The organism is uncultured Corynebacterium sp., from assembly GCF_902782855.1.
Classification (GTDB): Bacteria; Actinomycetota; Actinomycetes; order Mycobacteriales; family Mycobacteriaceae; genus Corynebacterium.
In genome coordinates, this window is record NZ_CACZOO010000091.1 from 1 (window position 1) to 19,496 (window position 19,496).

Annotated in this window: 20 protein-coding genes; 17 read left to right on the forward strand and 3 right to left on the reverse strand. The window is 69.7% G+C overall.

The window, feature by feature from the left end:
• Window positions 1–59: 59 nt before the first annotated feature.
• The gene (gene deoC / locus QZV72_RS04230; RefSeq protein WP_297005721.1) at window positions 60–707 is read left to right on the forward strand and encodes a deoxyribose-phosphate aldolase; all 648 of its coding nucleotides are present in this window, start codon (window positions 60–62) and stop codon (window positions 705–707) included.
• A gap of 32 nt (window positions 708–739) precedes the next feature.
• Here the strand turns inward: deoC and QZV72_RS04235 are convergent, their stop codons facing one another.
• Together QZV72_RS04235 and QZV72_RS04240 are read right to left on the reverse strand one after the other, a co-directional pair.
• Window positions 740–1,705, reverse strand: a complete 966-nt coding sequence (locus QZV72_RS04235) for a DUF2993 domain-containing protein (protein WP_297005691.1) — start codon at window positions 1,703–1,705, stop codon at window positions 740–742.
• A 228-nt stretch (window positions 1,706–1,933) separates the two neighbouring features.
• The gene (locus QZV72_RS04240) at window positions 1,934–2,434 is read right to left on the reverse strand and encodes a DUF2505 domain-containing protein (protein ID WP_297005693.1); all 501 of its coding nucleotides are present in this window, start codon (window positions 2,432–2,434) and stop codon (window positions 1,934–1,936) included.
• Window positions 2,435–2,514: 80 nt separating this feature from the next.
• On the opposite strand from QZV72_RS04240, the gene QZV72_RS04245 reads away from it, so the two are divergent.
• From QZV72_RS04245 to QZV72_RS04270, 6 genes are all read left to right on the forward strand, one after another.
• A complete protein-coding gene (locus QZV72_RS04245) occupies window positions 2,515–3,654 on the forward strand; it encodes a UDP-N-acetylmuramate dehydrogenase (protein WP_297005723.1) in 1,140 nt (379 codons plus the stop codon).
• 14 nt (window positions 3,655–3,668) lie between these two features.
• Window positions 3,669–5,000 (forward strand): D-inositol-3-phosphate glycosyltransferase, encoded by a 1,332-nt coding sequence (gene mshA, locus QZV72_RS04250; RefSeq protein ID WP_297005696.1) that lies wholly within the window; start codon window positions 3,669–3,671, stop codon window positions 4,998–5,000.
• Window positions 5,001–5,066: 66 nt separating this feature from the next.
• Window positions 5,067–5,669: a YbjN domain-containing protein gene (locus QZV72_RS04255; RefSeq protein WP_297005697.1), complete on the forward strand. Its 603-nt coding sequence runs from the start codon at window positions 5,067–5,069 to the stop codon at window positions 5,667–5,669.
• Between the two features lie 97 nt (window positions 5,670–5,766).
• Window positions 5,767–6,522 carry a phosphoglyceromutase gene (locus tag QZV72_RS04260; RefSeq protein ID WP_297005698.1) on the forward strand — a complete coding sequence of 252 codons (756 nt, stop codon included), beginning with the start codon at window positions 5,767–5,769 and terminating at the stop codon, window positions 6,520–6,522.
• A 5-nt stretch (window positions 6,523–6,527) separates the two neighbouring features.
• Window positions 6,528–7,820 (forward strand): cell wall metabolism sensor histidine kinase WalK, encoded by a 1,293-nt coding sequence (locus tag QZV72_RS04265; protein ID WP_297005699.1) that lies wholly within the window; start codon window positions 6,528–6,530, stop codon window positions 7,818–7,820.
• Between the two features lie 11 nt (window positions 7,821–7,831).
• Complete coding sequence (locus QZV72_RS04270) at window positions 7,832–8,551, forward strand: response regulator transcription factor (protein ID WP_297005700.1); 720 nt, start codon at window positions 7,832–7,834, stop codon at window positions 8,549–8,551.
• On the opposite strand, the gene QZV72_RS04275 is transcribed toward QZV72_RS04270, so the two are convergent.
• Window positions 8,536–9,564 carry a hypothetical protein gene (locus QZV72_RS04275; RefSeq protein WP_297005702.1) on the reverse strand — a complete coding sequence of 343 codons (1,029 nt, stop codon included), beginning with the start codon at window positions 9,562–9,564 and terminating at the stop codon, window positions 8,536–8,538. The genes QZV72_RS04270 and QZV72_RS04275 overlap by 16 nt on opposite strands.
• A gap of 220 nt (window positions 9,565–9,784) precedes the next feature.
• Here QZV72_RS04275 and QZV72_RS04280 point away from each other — a divergent pair, with 220 nt between their 5' ends.
• The 10 genes from QZV72_RS04280 to QZV72_RS04325 form a co-directional block, all read left to right on the forward strand.
• Window positions 9,785–10,741: a Ppx/GppA phosphatase family protein gene (locus QZV72_RS04280; protein ID WP_297005704.1), complete on the forward strand. Its 957-nt coding sequence runs from the start codon at window positions 9,785–9,787 to the stop codon at window positions 10,739–10,741.
• 173 nt (window positions 10,742–10,914) lie between these two features.
• Window positions 10,915–12,027 carry a hypothetical protein gene (locus QZV72_RS04285; RefSeq protein WP_297005706.1) on the forward strand — a complete coding sequence of 371 codons (1,113 nt, stop codon included), beginning with the start codon at window positions 10,915–10,917 and terminating at the stop codon, window positions 12,025–12,027.
• 91 nt (window positions 12,028–12,118) lie between these two features.
• Window positions 12,119–12,964, forward strand: a complete 846-nt coding sequence (proC, locus tag QZV72_RS04290; RefSeq protein ID WP_297005708.1) for a pyrroline-5-carboxylate reductase — start codon at window positions 12,119–12,121, stop codon at window positions 12,962–12,964.
• 202 nt (window positions 12,965–13,166) lie between these two features.
• Window positions 13,167–13,367 carry a helix-turn-helix domain-containing protein gene (locus QZV72_RS04295; RefSeq protein ID WP_297005710.1) on the forward strand — a complete coding sequence of 67 codons (201 nt, stop codon included), beginning with the start codon at window positions 13,167–13,169 and terminating at the stop codon, window positions 13,365–13,367.
• Between the two features lie 254 nt (window positions 13,368–13,621).
• The gene (locus tag QZV72_RS04300) at window positions 13,622–13,723 is read left to right on the forward strand and encodes a 30S ribosomal protein bS22 (protein ID WP_003855542.1); all 102 of its coding nucleotides are present in this window, start codon (window positions 13,622–13,624) and stop codon (window positions 13,721–13,723) included.
• Between the two features lie 152 nt (window positions 13,724–13,875).
• A complete protein-coding gene (locus QZV72_RS04305; RefSeq protein WP_297005712.1) occupies window positions 13,876–14,145 on the forward strand; it encodes a glutaredoxin family protein in 270 nt (89 codons plus the stop codon).
• A 154-nt stretch (window positions 14,146–14,299) separates the two neighbouring features.
• Window positions 14,300–15,685, forward strand: a complete 1,386-nt coding sequence (locus tag QZV72_RS04310) for a glutamyl-tRNA reductase (RefSeq protein WP_297005714.1) — start codon at window positions 14,300–14,302, stop codon at window positions 15,683–15,685.
• On the forward strand, window positions 15,682–16,692 hold the full coding sequence (gene hemC, locus QZV72_RS04315) for a hydroxymethylbilane synthase (RefSeq protein WP_297005716.1): 1,011 nt from the start codon (window positions 15,682–15,684) through the stop codon (window positions 16,690–16,692). Before QZV72_RS04310 ends, hemC begins: the two co-directional genes overlap by 4 nt.
• Window positions 16,693–16,798: 106 nt before the next feature.
• A complete protein-coding gene (locus tag QZV72_RS04320; protein WP_297005718.1) occupies window positions 16,799–18,613 on the forward strand; it encodes a uroporphyrinogen-III synthase in 1,815 nt (604 codons plus the stop codon).
• Between the two features lie 129 nt (window positions 18,614–18,742).
• Window positions 18,743–19,496: ABC transporter ATP-binding protein (locus QZV72_RS04325; RefSeq protein ID WP_297005719.1), on the forward strand; the 754-nt coding region annotated here is incomplete at its 3' end.

Below are 19,496 nucleotides of genomic sequence, written 5' to 3' on the forward strand. Positions count from 1 at the left end.
CCGGTCCGGTGCCCGCTCGAGTGCCCGGTCCACCGTCGCGGGATCAGGTCGCCGCGGTCATGGACGCCACACTGCTCCGACCCGAGGCGTCCCACTCCGACGTCGACGTCCTCGTGTCGGACGCTGTCAGGCTGGGATGCGGTGCGGTGTGCGTCTCCCCGTCGATGCTGCCACTGCGCGGTGTTCCGGAGTCTCTCGTGGTCGCCTCGGTCGTGGGTTTCCCGTCCGGTAAGCACCACCCGCTGGTCAAGGCGAGCGAGGCCCGGCTGGCGGTGTCCGGCGGTGCGCGGGAGATCGACATGGTCATCGACATCGCCAACGCGGTGGCAGGGGACGCCAACGCGTTGATCAGTGAGATCGTCACGGTGCGTGAGGCGGTGCCTGCGCCGGTGACGCTGAAGGTGATACTGGAGTCCGCACTGCTCGACGAGGAGCGGCTGCGCACGGCGTGCCGTGCCGCGGCGACGGCGGGTGCCGACTACGTCAAGACCTCCACCGGGTTCCACCCTGCGGGCGGGGCGACGGTGGACGCTGTGCGGATCATGGCGGACGAGGTCGGTCGGCGCCCCGGCCGGGCGGGCGGGCTGGGGGTGAAGGCGTCCGGCGGGATCCGCGACTGGGCCACCGCTGTGGCGATGCTCGCCGCGGGGGCGACGAGACTGGGTGTCTCCTCGCCGGAGCAGATCCTGGCCGGGGCCCCCGCCTGAGAGCCCCGTCAGCCCCCTGCCTGAGCACCCCGTCAGACGTTGATGGTGGCGTTGGTGGTGGAGTCCACCTCCGAGGCGATGTCGTCGACCCTGACGTCGGAACCGTGCAGCCGGACCTCAAGCCCGTCGCCGGTGACCGAGACCCGGGTGATCTCCAGGTTGTCGGTCTTCTCGACGGTCCGGGTGAGGGAGTCGGAGAGCCCGGCGACCATGTCGTCCGGCAGGCTCATCCCGAAGATCTGCAGGTCCGCCACCTCGAAGGACATGCCGCCGTCGACAGCCGAGGGGGTCATGGACAGGGTGGCGAGGCCGCCGCTGATCTCAATGTCGAGCGTGCCGGCGTCAGGGTCGGTGTCCACCCCGGTGATCTGGATCAGACCGGAGAGGAGACCGGCACCGGAGCTGTCGTCGGCCGTCCGGTTCCCGCCGTCGCCGCCGTCGCCGGACATGGACCTCTGCAGGACGGCGAGGAGGTAGTCCTGCGGCAGGACCGTGTCGACGGTGAGGTCGCCGACCGTCGGATCGTCACCGGAGGCCTGCATGTTTTTTGCGGTGAGGGTGGCGGCGGGCTGACCGGTGACGACGGGCTTCGAGCGGTCACTGTCCCGGTAGCTGATGTTGAGGCTGGAGGGCAGGTCTACGGTCATCTCGGGGATCCTGCCCCGCACCAGGCCCAGCAGCATCGGTGAAGCGCCGAAGCTCACCTGCGGGTCGCCGGACAGCTCGATGCCCTGATCCGTCGCGGAGTCGCGCAGTTCGTCGGACACCCGTCCCTTGAGGGTGAAGCGCAGGCCGAACTCGGCGGCGGCGAGCAGCAGGAGGACCACGACGACCACGGTGACGAGGATCTTCACGCCCCTCCCACGTCCGCGGCCCCGCCCGGCGCCGGTGCCCCGCCGGTCGGGTACGGTGCCGTCGGGGTAACCGGGTCGACCGGTCGGGGCGGCCCCTGAGGAGCGGCCCCAGCTGTCGGAGGATGTGTCAGATGCGTGAGTCACGGGTTCCAGTGTGGCCCACGGGGTGAACGCGGTGCCACCGGGGTGGCTGGTGAGGGCGTGGACTGGTGGGGAATCGGGCCGTCGTTGCCAGCGAACGGACAGGTCCGGGGGCCTGCCGGGGCGGTGCACGGCGCGCAGAACCCGCCGTACCTGTTCCGGGGAACGGGGGCGGCGGGTCAGGATCGTGGCAGGGGTGGATCAGGCCGGATCAGGCCGGGTCAACCTAAGTCAGGCGTTCTCGGAGATCCACTTCTCGATGAGGGCGGCCTCATTGACCAGGATGTCCTTGACGGCGTCGGAGACCTTGGGCTCGATGACCGCACCGATCATCGGGATCATGACGTCCACGTCAGCCTCGGCCTCGAGGGTGGTGGTGCCGTTCTCGCCGACGAGGGTGAGCTCCGCGGTGAACTTCACCGGGGCGCCCTTGATCTCCGCGGACATCTCTCCGTTGGAGACGCCGTCGGTCAGCTCGCCGAAGGAGATGACCCGCTTGAGCTTGAGGTTCTGGGAGACCATGGAACGCACGGCCTCGGGCAGGGCGTCGGTGGGCAGGACCTCGAAGAGGGTGACCTCGATGCCGGAGTCCGCGGCGAAGGCGTTGACCTCGCCGGGCTCGTCGGAGAGGTGCTGGGCGTCATACTCCCAGTACGCGCGGTCGCTGAGAGCGGCGAACACCTTCTCGACCGGCGCGTTGACCGTGGCCGAGGTTTCGATGTGAGTAGTCATGCGATCAGACTACGGTAAACGACGTGAGTTCCGCTGACCCTGTGCCCCGTCCTGTGCCCCGTCCTGTGCCTGCAGGCCTCCTGACGTCGCTGTCCGCGACTTCCGGTGTGCGTCTCTCCGGCGCCGGCTTCGCCGACCTGACCACCCTGCGTGTGGGTGGACAACCGGCGGCGACCCTGTTGTGCGCCACACCCGACGCCCTCGCGTCCACGGTCCGCGCCCTCGATGCGGCGGGTGTGCCGCTCCTCGTCGTCGGGGGTGGATCGAACCTCGTCGTCGGCGAAGAGGTGGGGCACCTGGTCGCGGTGGTCCCCGTGCCCGGCGATTCCCCCACCGTGGTCGGGGAGGACGCCACCTCTGTCATCGTCCGGGCGTCCGCCGGTACCGTCTGGGATGATCTCGTGTCCTGGTCGGTGCGGCAGAACCTCGGCGGACTGGAGTGTCTCTCGGGCATCCCCGGCACCGTCGGCGCGTCTCCGGTGCAGAACATCGGCGCCTACGGTGCCGAGGTCGCCGGCCTGCTGCACCGCGTCCGGCTGTTCGACCGCACCACCGGTGACACGGCCTGGGTCGGCCCGGAGACCCTCGACCTGTCCTACCGACATTCGAACCTGAAGTTCACCGCCCGAGGTGTGGTCACCGCCGTCGAGTTCCGGCTGACGACCGACGGACTGTCCGTACCGCTGCGTTTCGGCGAACTGGCACGCCGACTCGGGGTGGAGCAGTCCGAGGACCACCCGCGGCGTCCGGTCGCCGAGGTGCGTGAAGCGGTGCTGGCCCTGCGCCGCGGCAAGGGCATGGTCCTCGACGCCGCCGATCACGACACCTGGTCCGCCGGCTCCTTCTTCACCAACCCCGTCGTCACCGGGGCGGACGCCAGGGACGCGGTCACCGCCAGAATCGCCGTGCACTGCGGCCCCGGGGTCGCCGGAACCGTGCCGTGCTACCCGGCCGGCACCGCCGCGGACGGTCGGCCGCAGTTCAAGTTCTCCGCCGCCTGGCTCATCGAACGCGCCGGATTCCCCAGGGGCTGGCGGATCCGGGAGGACGCGCCGGCCGGCCTGTCGACGAAGCACACCCTGGCACTGACGAACCGGGGGGCGGCGTCCTCCGGTGACATCGTCGACCTGGCCACCGCGGTGCGTGACGGGGTGCGCGCGGCCTTCGGAGTGTCACTGGTGCCCGAGCCGGTGTGGATCGGCGTGGCCCTGCCGGACTGACTATTATCCGGGGCATGCGCGTCGCGATGATCTCCATGCACACCTCCCCGTTGGAACAGCCGGGTATCGGGGACGCCGGGGGTATGAACGTCTACATCCGCAACGTCGCCTCCCACCTGGCGTCCCACGGTGTGGAAGTCGATGTGTTCACCCGCGCGACCAGGGCCTCCCAGGGAGAGGTCGTGGAGGTCGCTCCGGGGTTCCGGGTCATCAACTGCGTCGCCGGGCCGTTCGAGGGACTGGCAAAGGAGTCGCTGCCGACCCAGCTGACCGCCTTCACCGGGTCGGTCATCGCCTTCGTGCGCGGTGAGGCGGCCAGCCGTACCGATGTGCCGGAGACCTCCTGCACCCGCACCGGCGCGGGGGTCTACGACCTCATCCACACCCACTACTGGATGTCCGGCCAGGTCGGCTGGCTGCTCCGCGACCTGTGGGGGGTTCCGTTGGTGCACACCGCGCACACGTGGGCGGCGGTGAAGAACCTGGGCCTGGCCGACGGCGACACCCCGGAGCCGGAGTCGCGCCGGATCTGTGAGCAGCAGATCATCGACAACGCCGACCGGATCATCGTCAACACGGCCGAGGAGTCGGCTGCGATCATCGCGGCGTATGACGCCGACCCCGACCGACTGGCCGTCGTCGCGCCGGGCGTGGACGTCGAACGGTTCACCCCGGGGTCGGACCGGGCGACCGAGCGGGCCCGTCGGGAACTGGGCATCCCGCTGCGGGCGAAGGTCATCGCGTTCATCGGACGCCTGCAGATGCTCAAGGGACCGCATGTCCTGCTGCGCGCCGCGGCCGAACTGATCCGACGCCATCCGGGGCAGAACATCCGGGTGGTGATCTGCGGCGGGCCTTCGGGAACCGGGCTGGAGCGTCCCGATGAGCTGCATGATCTGGCGGCGGCGCTGGGGGTGTCCGGCTATGTGCGGTTCCTGGCGCCGCGTCCACCGGAGGAGCTGGTGACCGTGTACCAGGCCGCCGACATCATCGCCGTGCCGAGCTACAACGAGTCCTTCGGGCTGGTGGCCCTGGAGGCGCAGGCCTCGGGCACCCCGGTCGTGGCGGCCCGGGTCGGTGGACTGCCGCTGACCGTCACCGAGGGGGAGTCCGGACTGCTTGTCGACGGCCACGACCCGTCGGTGTGGGCCGAGGCCCTCGAGAAACTGGTCATCGACGATGCCACGCGGATCGCCATGGGTGCCGCGGCCCCCGGGCATGCGGCGGTCTACTCGTGGGACGCCACGGTCGAGCGGATGAAGGCGGTCTACGACCGCGCGCTGGGTGACGGGGTGGCGCAGTCGGCGGAACGGTTGCCGCACGGTGTGCCGCAGGGGCCGGGGTGACCGCGTGGGGTCCCGCCGCGGTGAAGTCGCCCCGGGCGGACGGTGGGCCGGGGTAGATTCGGGACCATGACACTCGATGAACTCACCGACCTGTTGGATGCCGCGCTCGGGGGCCCGGACGGGGCACCGGACAAGGGCGGTGCGGGGTATTCGGTCTCCGACGGGGTGGCCGTGGTCGAGCTGCCGGGGGAGGCCCGGCTGAAGACGAACACGCTGTTCATCCCGCAGTCCAACGGGCTACGGGTCGAGGCGTTCGTCTGCCGGGCGGTGGAGGAGAACCACGCCGACGTGTACCGGATGCTGCTGCAGCACAACCGGAAGTCGTTCGGCGTGCACTACACCCTGGACAACAATTCGGACATCTACCTGGTGGGGCAGTTCACCGACGCACTGGACGCGGAGGATGTGCAGCGGATTCTCGGTCAGGTGCTGGAGTTGGCGGACGGTGACTTCAACCGCATCCTGGAGCGTGGCTTCGAGGGCTCGATCCGCCGGGAGTGGGCGTGGCGGCTTGACCGGGGCGAGTCGACCCGGAATCTCGAGGCGTTCCGGAAGCTGCGTCCCGACGCGGACGAGGGACCTGATTCAGCGTCGGCCGTGGGGGACACCTCCGGTGCCCCGGCCGCCCCGGTACCCGGGGTCTCTGCCCCGCTGCCCCCGAACAGCTGAGAGTCAGGCGCCTCCCGGAGCGCAGCTGCCCGGCTCCGGCTGGTGTTACCGGTCCTCTCCGCTGTACCCCCGCCACACCCGTGGCAGAATGAAGGCCATGAGCAACAACAGCAACGGCACACTGATCCTGCTCCGCCACGGTCAGAGCCAGTGGAACGCCTCCAACCAGTTCACCGGATGGGTCGACGTCGACCTCACCGACCAGGGCCGCGAGGAGGGACGCAACGCCGGCACGCTCATCGCCGACGCCGGTCTCGAACCCGGCATCCTGTACACGTCGCTGCTGCGCCGGGCGATCACCACCGCGCACCTCGCCCTCGACTCCGCCGACCGCCTGTGGATCCCCGTGATCCGCGACTGGCGCCTCAACGAGCGCCACTACGGTGCCCTGCAGGGTCTCAACAAGGCCGAGACCAAGGAGAAGTACGGCGACGACCAGTTCATGGCGTGGCGTCGCAGCTACGACACCCCGCCGCCGGAGCTCGACGACGACTCCGAGTACTCCCAGGCCGGTGACCCGCGCTACGCGGGGCTCGAGAACCCGCCGCGTACCGAGTGCCTGCTCGACGTCGTCAAGCGGCTCGTCCCCTACTTCACCGTCGAGATCCTGCCGCGCCTCGAGGCCGGTGAGACCGTCATGGTCGCCGCCCACGGCAACTCGCTGCGGGCCCTGGTCAAGCATCTCGACAACATCTCCGACGAGGACATCGCCGGTCTGAACATCCCGACCGGCATTCCACTGGTCTACCGGTTCACCGCTGACGGCACGGTCACCAACCCCGGTGGCGAGTACCTCGATCCGGAGGCTGCGGCCGCGGGGGCGGCCGCAGTGGCAGCGCAGGGCGGTAAGTAGAACCGATGGGGACGTCGACGGCACTTGTTCTCGGCGTCCTGCTGGGGGTGGTGGTCACCGCGGGGGCGGCGCTGGTCGTCGCCGTTCTGCGGCGCCGCGCCCGTGAACGGCGGGCACGCGGGGAGCGGGAGCGGCGCGACACGCACAACCAACTCTCCACCATCGCCCAGGTGATGCACTTCGCGGTCGAGACCGCACCCGCCGCCGTGGCGGTCGTCGACAACCGACAGGATGTCATCCTGGTCAACCGGATGGCGGAGAAACTCGGCGTCGTCCGTGACCGCGCACTCGTGCCGGAGGTGTGGCGGCTGGCGGAGCTCGTCTTCGATGACGCGGACGCCCGCGAACTCGTGCACAGTCCGGCGCACCCGGGCTTCCGGGACCGCCCGGTGTTCTCGGTGCTGGTCCGCGCGCAGCCGCTGACATCCGCCGATGACCGCTTCGTGGTGGTCTACGCCTGGGACAATTCGGAGAACGTGCGGATGGAGTCCGCCCGCCGCGACTTCGTGGCGAATGTCTCCCATGAGCTCAAGACCCCGGTCGGTGCGATCTCCCTGCTGGTCGAGGCACTGGTGGACGCCGGGGACGACCCGGTGGCCGTCACCCGTTTCGGGCACCGGCTGCAGCGGGAGACGGCCCGGATGTCATCGATGATCTCGGAGCTGATCACCCTGTCGAAGTTGCAGGGGGCGGAGTCGCTGCCGCATCCCCGCCCGGTGGAGGTGGACGCCGTCATCGACGCCGCGGTCGCCCGCAACCGGGAATCCGCAGCACTGCACGGTATCGAGCTGAAGACCGACGCGCCCTCGGGCGCCCGTCTGCTCGGGGACGAGGGGCTGCTGGTGACCGCGGTGGCGAACCTGATCGCCAATGCGGTGAACTACTCGCCCGAGGAGACGCCGGTGTCGGTGAGCCGGGCGGTGAAGGGCGAGTCGGTGGTGATCCGCGTCACCGATCACGGCATCGGCATCGCCCCGGAGGACCAGAAGCGGGTCTTCGAACGGTTCTTCCGGGTCGACCAGGCCCGTTCCCGGGCGACCGGTGGTACGGGTCTGGGGCTGGCGCTGGTGAAGCACACGGTGATCAACCACGGCGGGAATGTCTCCCTGTGGTCGCGGCCCGGCACCGGTTCGACCTTCTCACTGGAGTTCCCGGTCTTCCGGGAGGACACGGCGACCGGGCCCGACGAGGTTCCCGACCAGGAACGGTTGACCGCCACCGACCGCGTAGGTGACGCCGAGATGAACAGGCGACGAAGTCATGGTGCGGGGGCGGACGGGCAGGAGAACTCCACCTAGACTGGACGACCGTGAACAGTACGTCGCACGTCCTCATCGTCGAAGATGAGGAGTCACTCTCTGAACCCCTGGCCTTCCTGCTCGAACGGGAGGGATTCACTGTCACCACCGCCGCCGACGGGCCGTCGGCGCTGGACCGGTTCGCCGAGGCGGAGGCGGGTGGGCCGGGCGGCAACGGCCCGGTGGACATCATCCTCCTGGACCTCATGCTGCCGGGCATGTCGGGCACGGAGGTGTGCCGCCAACTGCGGTCCACCTCCTCGGTGCCGGTGATCATGGTCACCGCCCGCGACAGTGAGATCGACAAGGTCGTCGGCCTGGAACTCGGCGCCGACGACTACGTGACCAAGCCGTACTCCGCGCGTGAACTCATCGCACGGATCCGCGCGGTGCTGCGTCGCGGCGGGGACGCGGACTCCGGCGAGGGGGAGTCCACCGTACTCTCCGGCGGACGGGTGTCCATGGACGTGGAACGTCACGTGGTGACGGTGGCGGGGAACGAGGTCGCCCTGCCGCTCAAGGAGTTCGACCTGCTGGAGTACCTGCTGCGCAACGCAGGCCGGGTACTGACCCGGGCCCAGCTCATCGACCGGATCTGGGGATCGGACTACGTCGGGGACACGAAGACCCTCGACGTGCACGTCAAGCGGCTGCGGGGGAAGATCGAGGAAGACCCGTCCTCGCCGGTGCAGCTGCTGACGGTGCGGGGGTTGGGTTACAAGTTCGCCTGACCCCGCGCCCGGACCCGGTCGCGGCGGCGCGCCTCCACCGTCGCCGGGTGAATGCTCAGCAACGGCAGTCCGGACGGTGAGACACCGTCGGTCAGCGGTCGGGGGAGTGAGCCGACGAGTTCCTCCCTGGCCCGGCAGTGCTCTGCGAGCAGCGCGTAGGCTTCCGCGCCGAGAAGTTCCGTGAGCTCCTCGGCGCAGCTCTCCCACAGTCCCGTCGATCCGGCGTGACAGGCGGGGTCCGAGGTGCAGTACCAGTCGAAGTCCTCACCGCCCCCACCCCAGCCGCGGCGGGTGTACTCGGTGACCGTGGTGCGCAGCATCTCCCGCCCGTCGGGTGTGGTCTCCCAGTCCTCCAACCGACGCAACGGCAGCTGCCAGCACACCTCGGGCTTGGCGACGGTCACCGGCACGTCATGACGCAGTGCCCAGCCGTGCAGTGCGCAGCCCGCCCCACCGGCGAAACCGGCCCGGTTGGCGAAGACACAGGCACCACGGAGGACGCGGGTCTTCAGTGCGGGCTCGGTCCCGCCCGCTCCGTCGGCGTCCGCCGGGTCCGCCGGGTCTTCGATGTCCAGTTCGTCCCAGACGAGCCAGGGTTCGGGCCCGGGATCCCCGATGCCGCCCGCGGAGTCCCCGTTCCGGGCGGCGTCCCCGATCGCCAGGGCGAGCACTTCGCCGCGCAGCTGCCAGTCCTCGTCGGTGAGCCGGGATGCGATCTCGGTGAGCGCGGCGTGGTCGTCCTCGTCGGTGAGGAAGGCCCCGTGGACGCAGCAGCCGACGTCGGGGTTCGCCGCGTCGATGCCGTGGCAGGATCCGGTGCCGAAGCGGCAGCGGTAGGTCGAGGTCAGCCAGGTGAGGTCGGCCTGGACGATGTGCTCCGGATCGGCGGGGTCGATGAATTCCAGCCATTCGCGGGGGTGCCGGTCGGGGAGCTCGGCGCCGGCGCGGATCGACAGGTCTGCGGGGGTTCCCTCAGGGAATCCGGTGGCGAGGGCGTGGTCCGGGACAGTCATCCCGTCCACTGTAGTGACGGGCTGTTACGGGACGAAGTCCCCGGGCGGTGGTGGTGCCTCCGTCGCCTCCGTCGCCTCCGGCGTGTCCGTCGCAGCCACGGTCGCAGTCACGGTCGCAGCCACGGTTGCGGCGGCCGTCGCCGACGGCACGGTGCCGCCGACTCGTTTTCCGTGCCCCGTGACACACGCGGGACCCCCGGGAACCGCTAGTGTGGAGCACGTGCGATTAGGCGTCCTGGATGTGGGAAGTAACACGGTGCACCTCGTTGTGGTCGACATGGCCCCCGGCGGTCCTCCGACCCCGATGAGCAACTGGAAGACCCCGATGCGTCTTGTCGAGTACCTCGACAAGAACGGTGCCATCACCGGCAAAGGGTCGAGGAAGCTGATCAAGGGTGTCGGCCTGGCCCGTGAGATGGCCGAGCAGTTCCACTGTGATGAGCTGCTCCCCTTCGCCACGTCCGCACTGCGGTCGGCGACGAACGGTGAGAAGGTGCTTTCCGCGGTCGAGGCGGAGACGGGTGTCCGCCTGAACATCCTCTCCGGCCCCGCTGAGGCGAAACTGACCTTCCTGGCGGTGCGTCGCTGGTACGGCTGGTCGGCCGGACGGATCTGCGACCTCGACATCGGTGGCGGTTCGCTGGAGATGTCCGTCGGGGTCAATGAGATGCCCGATGTCGCCGAGTCCGTCAACCTCGGTGCAGGTCGGCTCACCCACGACTGGTTCGACACCGACCCACCGAGCCGGAAGGAGATCCGGGCCCTCGCCGGGTACATCGACGACACCCTCGCTGAACCGGCGAAGCTCCTGCGGGAGGCGGGTCCCGTCGACCGGGCCGTCGGTACCTCGAAGACTTTCCGTATGCTGGCCCGCCTCACCGGTGCGGCGCCCAGCTCGGCGGGGCCACGTGTCCGCCGTGAGCTGACGCGGCCGGGTCTGCGTCAGCTGACCGCCTTCATCTCCCGGATGACGGCGGCGGACCGGGCGGAGCTGGAGGGTGTCAGCGCCGACCGGTCCCACCAGGTCGTGGCCGGGGCGCTCGTCGCGGAGGCGGCGATGCGTCATCTGGGTATCGAACGGCTGGAGATGTGCCCGTGGGCGCTGCGCGAGGGTGTGATCCTGCGTCGGGCGGACGCGGGGGAGAGCGTCTCCGGGAGTTTCCGGATCGACGACTGACGGCGCTTCACCGGGGTGGGTCGTCGGCGGCCGATCAGCCGCAGACGTGAGCCGCTGTGCCGGATGTGGTGTGAGTTGAGATTCGGCAACTGTAGAGTGTCATCTGTAGTACCTCTCCGGTCGGTGTCACCCGCCGACCGGTGGGGTGGGACGGAGACTGATGGGAATCAAGGATGAGTGAGAAGCTGACGGTAGCGGAGCTGCTGGCCCGCAATGCCAGGGAAGGCGGTCGTACCGCCTCCGGCCGGCCCCGTCGACGCCGCAACCTCGACGAGGGCGGGGTCTCCGTCTCTGAACTGACCGGATCGATCCCCGTCGTCAGGATCGACGATGAGGACGCACCGGCCGATGGTCGGGGCGGGGACGCGGTCGTCGCCGGGGGTGACGGGGGTGCCCCGGTCAGGACACACGGCGGCCATGAGGCCGATCCTGCGGACGCCGTGGACCCCGGTGAGAAGGCTGATGCGGCGGACTCCGGTGACGACAGGGGCGCCGGGGACGCCGGCTCCGTTGCGGACACCGGCGTTCCCTCGGGATTCGATGAGCAGTCCACGGTCGTCCAGACGGTCGTCCCGGATTCCCTGCTGTCCGGTGCAGGTTCCGTGAGCGGCCCCGGGGCCGTGGGCACCGGCGCCGACGGTGATGACGTCCCTGCCGCGGCCACCGGCGATGATGTCCCCACCGCTGGCGGTGACGATGACGTCCCCACCGCTGGCGGTGACGATGACGTCCCCGCCGTCGGTGGTGGGGACGACACCTCCGTCACGACTGTCATGGAGAACCTCGTCGTGACGGATCTCGCTGAAGACGGTCGTGGGGTGCGGGACATCCGCGACGACCTCGACGACCGGGAGGTCAGGGAGGACATCGAGGACCTCCGGGTGCTCGACGAGGTCGACGATCCCGCCGACCACGACGATCCCGCCGACCGCGATGATCTCACGGACCGCGACGGTCCCGGGGCCGGGGCCCCGGTGGTGGAGCAGCCGCGAGACCTGGGGAACGACGAGGTCCTCGAGTACGAGGATGACACCATCTCCTGGCCGGCGTTGATCGGGCAGTCCGCACTCGCGGTCATCGTCGGCGTCCTCATCTTCTTCGGTTTCACCCTCCTGTGGGACAACCTCGCCAGTGGCATGGTCCTGGTGATGGCACTCGTGGTGACCTTCGTCTGCGTCGGCGTGGTCCACTCCCTGCTGCGCCACCGTGACACACTGATACTGGTTCTGACGTTCGTCGTCGGTATCGCGTTGACCGTCGGGCCCCGGCTGATCATGTCCATCTGACCTGTCACGGTCCGGGGGTGGTGTGCACCTGCGCGTCATCCTGGTGCGCCCCGGGTGGCAGCCCCGGGGTGACACCTGGCACCCTGGGGGGATGACCAGAATCGCAATCATCGGCGGCGGAAACATCGGCGAGGCCCTGGCCTCCGGGCTCGTGGCGGATACCACGGGTGCGGCGGCGGACATCTCGGCGTCCGATGTGACCGTCGTCGATCCGCACGCGCCCCGCCTCGACCACCTCCACGAGACCTACGGTCTGTCCACCAGTGACGACGCCACGGAGGCCGTCACCGAGGCGGACATCGTCGTCATCGCCGTGAAGCCCTACGCAGTGGCGGGTGTCCTGGAGGAGATCTCCGCCACCCTGGACGCCAACGACGCCGAGACGGTCGTCGTCTCCGTCGCCGCGGGTGTCACCCTGTCCTCCCTCGAGGGGGCGCTCGCCGCCGGCGTGCCGGTCGTCCGCGTCATGCCGAACACCCCGATGCTGGTGGGTAAGGGCGTCAGCGCGGTCGCCGGAGGACGCTTCGCCCGGCCCGAACAGGTCGAGTCGGTGCGCTCGTTGCTGGAGGCGGTCGGTATCGCGGTGACGGTCGGCGAGAAGGACATGGACGCCGTGACGGCCCTCTCCGGGTCCGGTCCCGCCTATGTTTTCCTCGTCGCCGAGGCGATGACCGAGGCGGGAGTCCAGTTGGGGCTGACCAGGCCGGTGGCCTCCCGCCTCGCCGCGGGCACGCTCGAGGGTGCCGCCGCGATGCTGGTCAAGGGGGACTCTTCGGCCTCCGAACTGCGCGGCAACGTCACCAGCCCGGGCGGGACGACTGCCGCGGCGGTGCGTGCCCTGGAGGAGAACGGTCTGCGGGGGGCCTTCTACCGGGCGATGGAGGCGTGTGCCCGGCGTTCTGCCGAGCTCGGGCGCCCGGCGTCGGACGAGGAGTGACGCTCCCCACGTCTCCGGACCGGTGACAGCGGCAGGCACCCCCGTCGGCACCCCTGCCCCGTGGGTACCACGGGTGTCATTCATCCTTTCGTATCGCACCAGTCACACAGTTAACGCTAGTATGGTCCCAGCGCACCGTTGTGACTGTTTCTGCAGGAGGGGAAGCCTGCAGCGCACGAGGCGTCGTAAAGGATGGAACACTATGGCAAGTAACGACAGCGGAACATTCCTGACCGTCGCTGAGGTCGCTGACCTCATGCGGGTCTCGAAGATGACCGTGTACCGGCTCGTCCACTCCGGCGATCTGCCGGCCGTGCGTGTGGGCCGGTCCTTCCGCGTTCACGAGCAGGCGGTCGAGGAATACCTCGGCGCATCGATCTACAACGCGGATCAGGCGGGCTGATTCCACCCACGCCGCCACCCCCGGGGACTGTCCCGGAGCCCCTCCCGTACCGGTGTCTCCACCGCGTTACGGGAGGGGTGTTTTTGTACGCGGCGTGTGCGGAAGATAGAGTAGGAGCCATTCGTGTCGGTTCGGTCTCGGAATGGTCCTTGCCGCTACCGATCGCCTGCGGTGGCCCCTCCGGGGGGCGCCGGTCCGGGCGGTCGGGTACCGATCACAGTTGTCCGTTACCGAATCATTGACGAGGAGGACCTATGGGTTCCGTCATCAAGAAGCGTCGCAAGCGCATGTCGAAGAAGAAGCACCGCAAGATGCTTCGCCGTACCCGCGTCCAGCGACGGAAGCTCGGCAAGTAGAGGTTCACAGGTTTCACGACCTGGCTCTCTCGCCGGCAGCAGGCAAGGCGTGGTCCCCGGATTACCGGGGACCACGCCTTGCGGCGTTCACGGTCGTCTGACCCTGCCACGGATCGGGTGCCCCCGTTCGGTCGGCGGCTAGACTCGTCGTCATGACCTGTCCCGTCGACCGCCCCGTCACCGTCACGCTCCTCGTCCGCGGCACCTGTGGCTCGTGCACGCGGGTCAGGGAGCAGATCACCCCACTGTGCGCGACCCTCCGCACCAGCCTGGAGGTCATCGACGTCGACGGGGAGACTGCGCTGGCGGTCGAGTTCGGTGACCGTGTCCCGGTGGTGCTGGTCGAGGATGAGGAGATCGCCTGCTGGGAGATCGACGACGGGGAGCTCGTGGACGCCGTCGCCGCCGCCCGCCGGGACTGATCCTTATACAACACCGGACCCCACGCTTTGGTCATTGGGGGGCGGAACAGATACCGTAGAGACCCGTTGACACCGTTGGCGACCCCGTCGGCACCGGCGGAGTCTGAATGTCTGCACACGCGCTGATTCATGACACACAGGAGGCGGAACACCCATGGCCGGACTGGGTATCACCGGGCCCGCAGCTGTCCTCCTCGTCGGTCTGTCCTTCCGGTCCGCGCCCGTGCCGGTGCTGGAGAAGGCTTCCGCGGCAGCGGGGGACCTGGGGGCACTGGAACGGGACATGCTCGACGGTGAGTGCGTCACCGAGGCACTGGTCCTCTCGACGTGCAACCGCATGGAGTTCTACGTCGCGACCACGGCGTTCCACCCCGCGCTCGACCACGTCGTCGAGACCGTCGCCGACCACGCCGGCATCCCCGCCACCGACCTGGAGCCCTACCTCTACGTCCGCTACGCGGACAAGGCCGCCGAGCACATGCTCACCGTGGCCTCCGGCCTCGATTCCATGGTCGTCGGCGAGCAGCAGGTCATCGGCCAGTTGCGTGCCGCCTACCAGACCGCGGACGACAACGGCACCGTCGGAACGACCCTCCACGAGCTCACGCAGCGCGCCCTGCGCACCGGCAAGCGCGTCCACACCGAGACGGAGGTGGATGTCGCCGGGTCGTCGATGGTGAGCTTCGCCCTCGGCCACGCCCTCACCGAACTGGACGCCACCGACATGCACGGTCGTCGGGCGCTCGTCGTCGGCGCGGGTGCGATGTCCTCGCTGGCCTCCACCTGGCTGGGTCGGGCGGGTGTGGAGCACGTCACCGTGGCGAACCGCACGTTGAGCCGTGCCGAGAACCTCGCCGACCATGCCCGACAGGCGGGTGTGGCGGCCTCCGCCGTGCCGTTGACGGGCATCCCCGGCGTCCTCGCGGGTGTCGATGTCGTGGTCTCGGCCACGGGTGCCGTCGGGACCGTCCTGTCCGGGGCGGACATCGCCGCGGCCCAGGCCGCCCGGCCGCACCGGATGGTGCTCGTCGACCTGTCCATGCCCCGTGACATCGATGACGCGGTCACCGGCGCCGGCGCGGACATCCGCCTTCTCAACATCGAGGAGCTGACCACCTTGGCCGGTGACGGAACCCGTGACGAGGACGCTGCCCGCGCCATCGTCGCCCAGGAGCTCGCCGAGTACCTCGAGCAGGTCCGCGTCCAGTCGGTCGTCCCGACGGTGAAGGCGTTGCGCCAGCGTGCCTCCGACGTCATCGACGATGAACTCGGCCAGCTCATCCGCCGGACCCCCGGCATGAACGACCAGGACCGTGCCGAGGTCACCCGCACCGTGCGTCGCGTCGTCGACAAGATCCTGCACACCCCGACGGTCCAGGTGAAGAAGTTGAGCTCCGCCGGCGGTGTGAACTACGCCGAGGCGCTCGCTGTCCTGTTCAATCTTCCCGCCGCATCCTCGGCCGCCGTCTCACGCTCCCTGGAGCCCGGGGACGCGGGTCTCGCCCGGATCGGCAGTATGCTCTCCGGAGAGGCGTCATGACCCGTACCCTTCTCATCGGCACCAGGGCCTCGACCCTGGCGTCCACCCAGACCGGCACGGTCCGCGACGCCCTCGTCGACAACGGTGCCGTCGCTGAGCTGCACTTCGTGCGCACCCCGGGGGACGCCTCCCAGAAGGCGCAGACCCCGGTGTCCAGGATCGGCGTCGGCGTGTTCACCGAGACGCTGCGCAATGCCCTGGCAGCGGGGGAGTGTGACGTCGCCGTGCACTCCTTCAAGGACCTGCCGACGGCCCCGGACCCCCGTTTCGTCGCGGTCGTCCCGCCGCGGGCCGATCCGCGTGAGGTCCTCGTCAGCCACGGCAACCTCACCCTGCGTGAGCTGCCCGCCGGTGCGAGGGTCGGTACCGGGGCGCCACGCCGGGTCTCACAGATCCGGACGCTGCGCCCCGATGTCGAGTGCGTCGGCATCCGCGGCAACATCGACACCCGCATGGGCCGCGCCGGTGACGGCACGACCAGCACTGTCGTCGACGGTGGTCCTGGCGACCTTGACGGCGTCGTTCTGGCGCGGGCCGGTCTGGAGCGGGTCGGTCACCTCGACCGTGCCGCCGAGACCGTCGCCGTCGCCGACATCATGCCGGCCCCAGCCCAGGGGGCGTTGTGCGTGGAGGTCCGGGTCGATGACGCCGAGGCGGTCGCCGCGGTCCTCGCCCTCGATCATCCGGTGTCCCACGCGCGGGCGGTCGCCGAGCGCGCCGTGCTGGCCACCCTGGAGGCCGGTTGCACCGCCCCGGTCGGCGCCTACTCCGACTTCGGGACCGGGGAGGACGCCACGACGCTCACCCTGCAGGCAGGTGTCTTCGCACTAGACGGGACGACACGCCTGGTCCGGGAGGTCTCGGGGCGGGTCGACCTGACGGACATCGGTGATGACCCGGTGCATCCGCGGTGGCGGGAGACCGCGCGGCAGTTGGGCCGGATACTCGGCGGGGAACTGCTGGATGCCGGAGCGGCCGCGGTGATCGCTGCCGATGCTCCACAGTAGGGCCGCGCTCCCGTGCCGCATCCCGACCCCTCGAGCTTCACACCACTTTTCCTTCCCCACGGCGGACTCCCGTCCGTGGCGGACGCTTCAAACGAGAAAGACCCCGATGACCTCTGCCGGTAATGCCCTCGGATACGGACGCGTGCTCTTCGTCGGCGCCGGGCCGGGCAACCCCGAACTGTTGACCGTCCGTGCCCGCGACATTCTCGAGCATACGGTCCATGCCTGGGTCGACCCCGCCGTCCCCGAGACCGTGCGCGCTCTCATCGCTGAGGCTGAGCCGGTCTCCGCCGCGAAGCTCGACGAGGCGGAGAAGAAGTGGCGGGCGGAGAACGAGGCTGCCAAGGAGGCCGGCAGTCGCCGTCGTCCGTCCCGGCCCACGCAGGTCACCGCCGCGGAGATCGTGCTTGCGGTCCCGGGCGGGGATTCCGTCACGTCCGCCACGGTGCGTACCACGCCGGATCTGCCGGAGTCCCCTTGCGGCGGTGCCGGAGCCACCGGTCCAGACCTCACCGTCCCCGATCTCACCGCGCAGAGTCTGGCCGCCGAGATGGTGGACCGGGTCCACACCGGGGTCAACGTGCTCCGTCTCGTCGCCGGTAACCCGGTCGACGATCCTGCGGTGCTGCGTGAGCTGCGCGAGGTCGCCGCGCTCGGTGCCGAGTTCGAGGTGATCCCGGGCATGACGGGTGCCTCGGCGCTGCCGGCCTACAACGGTATCCCCACCGGCGACGGTTACACGGCCGTCGACCTGCGCGGTGGTCTGGCGGGGGTGGACTGGGCGGCGGTCGCCGCCGCGCCGAAGCCGTTGATCGTCACCGTCGCGCCCACCGATCTCGCCCCGGTCGCCCGGGAGCTCAAGGGCCACGGCGTCCCCGGGTCGACCCCGGCCACCGTCACGGTGCATGCGACGACCCGCAAGCAGCGGTCCTGGGACGTCACCCTCGACACCCTGAAGTCCGTCGTCGCGGCGTCGGGGCCGTTGGCCAAGGAGGGTGAGCTGCCGGAGCACCTCGTCGTCACCCTGGGTGCGGCGGCGTCCGGCCGGTCGAAGTACTCCTGGTGGGAGAACCGTGCGCTCTACGGTTGGAACGTGCTCGTGCCACGGGCGAAGGCCCAGGCAGGTCCGATGAGCGCCCGGTTGGCGTCCCACGGCGCGATCCCGATCGAGGTGCCGACGATCTCCATGGAACCGCCGCGCAGTCCCGCCCAGATGGAGCGTGCCGTCAAGGGGCTGGTCGACGGCCGCTACCAGTGGATCGTCTTCACCTCCGTCAACGCGGTCCATGCCGTGTGGGAGAAGCTCCGGGAGTTCGGCCTCGACGCCCGTGCCCTGGCCGGTGTGTCCGTGGCGGCTGTCGGGGAGAAGACCGCCCAGGCTGTCCGCGACCTCGGCATCACCCCGGAACTGCTGCCCAATGCCCGGGCCCGCAACGCCGCCGGCCTGGTCGAGGTCTTCCCGCCCTACGATGAGGACCTGGACCCGGTCGACCGGGTGCTGCTGCCACGCGCCGACATCGCCACCGACACCCTCGTCGACGGTCTCATCGATCTCGGCTGGTCGGTGGAGGATGTCGTCGCCTACCGCACCGTGCGGGCCGCCCCGCCCAGCCAGGACATCCGCGACATGATCAAGTCGGGTGGTTTCGACGCGGTGTGCTTCACCTCGTCGTCGACGGTGAAGAACCTTGTCGGCATCGCCGGTAAGCCCCACGCCCGCACCATCATCGCGTGCATCGGGCCGATGGCCGCCAAGACCGCGGAGGAGCACGGGTTGCGCGTCGATGTCATGCCCGAGGTCGCCGGTGTCCCGGAGCTGGTGGACGCGCTGGCAGAGCATGTCGCCGCGCTGCGTGCCGCCGACCAGCTGCCGCCGCCGCGCAAGCGTCGTCGTCGGCGGCGCACCGCGCCCGCCGAGTAGTCGCCGGGGGCCGCAGGTCGGCGGGGTGGCGGCCGTGGCGGTGCACGGGTTCGGTCGAACCGTTCAGGGGACGGGGGTCACTTGCGTATATTGGGACAATCTTCTGTCCCATGACCATGAGGAAACACAGTGACCCGGAGTGACACAGCCCACCCGTCCGTCATCGCCGAGGCGATCGAGGTGGACGCCGAGGAAGGGCTCGTCTTCGGGCCACTGACCTTCACACTCGATCCGGTCGGGCTCACCGTGCTCGGTGGCTCCGGTGGTTCCGGCCGCACTGCACTGTCGCTGGTGCTCTCCGGCCGTATGAAGCCGAGCTCCGGGCAGATCGAGGTTCTCGGCTACACCGACCGGAGGAGTATCCGGCACCGTGTCGCGCTCGCCGGGGTGGACCAGCTCGACGAGATGCCGAGGTCGGTCCGCGTCCGCGACATCATCACGGAGAACAAGGCCTGGTCACGTTCCTGGTACCTGCCGGTGCGCAGAGCGACCGTGGACGACCTCACCGACCTGTGCGGGGAGGTCTTCGGCAGCCGGGACCTGCCGCCGCTGGAGGCCTGGGTCTCCGACCTGTCCACCCTCGACAGGCTGTTGCTGCGTATCGCCCTGTCGCTGCGTCCCGCCCACCACGGGGAGATCCGGATGCTTGTCATGGACGACTTCGAGCAGGTCCGGGAGGCCCGCGACCGGGAGGTCCTGCTGGGTGTGCTCGGTCGGTTCGCTGAGCGGATGCCGGTTGTCCTCAACTCGGTGAACCCACTTCCCTTCCCCGCGCCGCCGCACCAGGTGGTGGCCCTCGACACCTACGGAACGCACATCCGCCCCACCCATGACGGTGGACCCGCCGTCCCTGCCGCCGTCCCTGCCGCCGGTCCTGCCGCCG

What these genes read in the sequence shown, in the direction of transcription:
- deoC (WP_297005721.1), top strand. Translation starts at nt 60, where the DNA reads ATGGACGCCACACTGCTCCGACCCGAGGCGTCCCACTCCGACGTCGAC.
- QZV72_RS04240 (WP_297005693.1), bottom strand. Translation starts at nt 2,434, where the DNA reads ATGACTACTCACATCGAAACCTCGGCCACGGTCAACGCGCCGGTCGAG.
- mshA (WP_297005696.1), top strand. Translation starts at nt 3,669, where the DNA reads ATGCGCGTCGCGATGATCTCCATGCACACCTCCCCGTTGGAACAGCCG.
- QZV72_RS04255 (WP_297005697.1), top strand. Translation starts at nt 5,067, where the DNA reads ATGACACTCGATGAACTCACCGACCTGTTGGATGCCGCGCTCGGGGGC.
- QZV72_RS04260 (WP_297005698.1), top strand. Translation starts at nt 5,767, where the DNA reads ATGAGCAACAACAGCAACGGCACACTGATCCTGCTCCGCCACGGTCAG.
- QZV72_RS04265 (WP_297005699.1), top strand. Translation starts at nt 6,528, where the DNA reads ATGGGGACGTCGACGGCACTTGTTCTCGGCGTCCTGCTGGGGGTGGTG.
- QZV72_RS04275 (WP_297005702.1), bottom strand. Translation starts at nt 9,564, where the DNA reads ATGACTGTCCCGGACCACGCCCTCGCCACCGGATTCCCTGAGGGAACC.
- QZV72_RS04285 (WP_297005706.1), top strand. Translation starts at nt 10,915, where the DNA reads ATGAGTGAGAAGCTGACGGTAGCGGAGCTGCTGGCCCGCAATGCCAGG.
- proC (WP_297005708.1), top strand. Translation starts at nt 12,119, where the DNA reads ATGACCAGAATCGCAATCATCGGCGGCGGAAACATCGGCGAGGCCCTG.
- QZV72_RS04295 (WP_297005710.1), top strand. Translation starts at nt 13,167, where the DNA reads ATGGCAAGTAACGACAGCGGAACATTCCTGACCGTCGCTGAGGTCGCT.
- QZV72_RS04300 (WP_003855542.1), top strand. Translation starts at nt 13,622, where the DNA reads ATGGGTTCCGTCATCAAGAAGCGTCGCAAGCGCATGTCGAAGAAGAAG.
- QZV72_RS04305 (WP_297005712.1), top strand. Translation starts at nt 13,876, where the DNA reads ATGACCTGTCCCGTCGACCGCCCCGTCACCGTCACGCTCCTCGTCCGC.
- QZV72_RS04310 (WP_297005714.1), top strand. Translation starts at nt 14,300, where the DNA reads ATGGCCGGACTGGGTATCACCGGGCCCGCAGCTGTCCTCCTCGTCGGT.
- hemC (WP_297005716.1), top strand. Translation starts at nt 15,682, where the DNA reads ATGACCCGTACCCTTCTCATCGGCACCAGGGCCTCGACCCTGGCGTCC.
- QZV72_RS04320 (WP_297005718.1), top strand. Translation starts at nt 16,799, where the DNA reads ATGACCTCTGCCGGTAATGCCCTCGGATACGGACGCGTGCTCTTCGTC.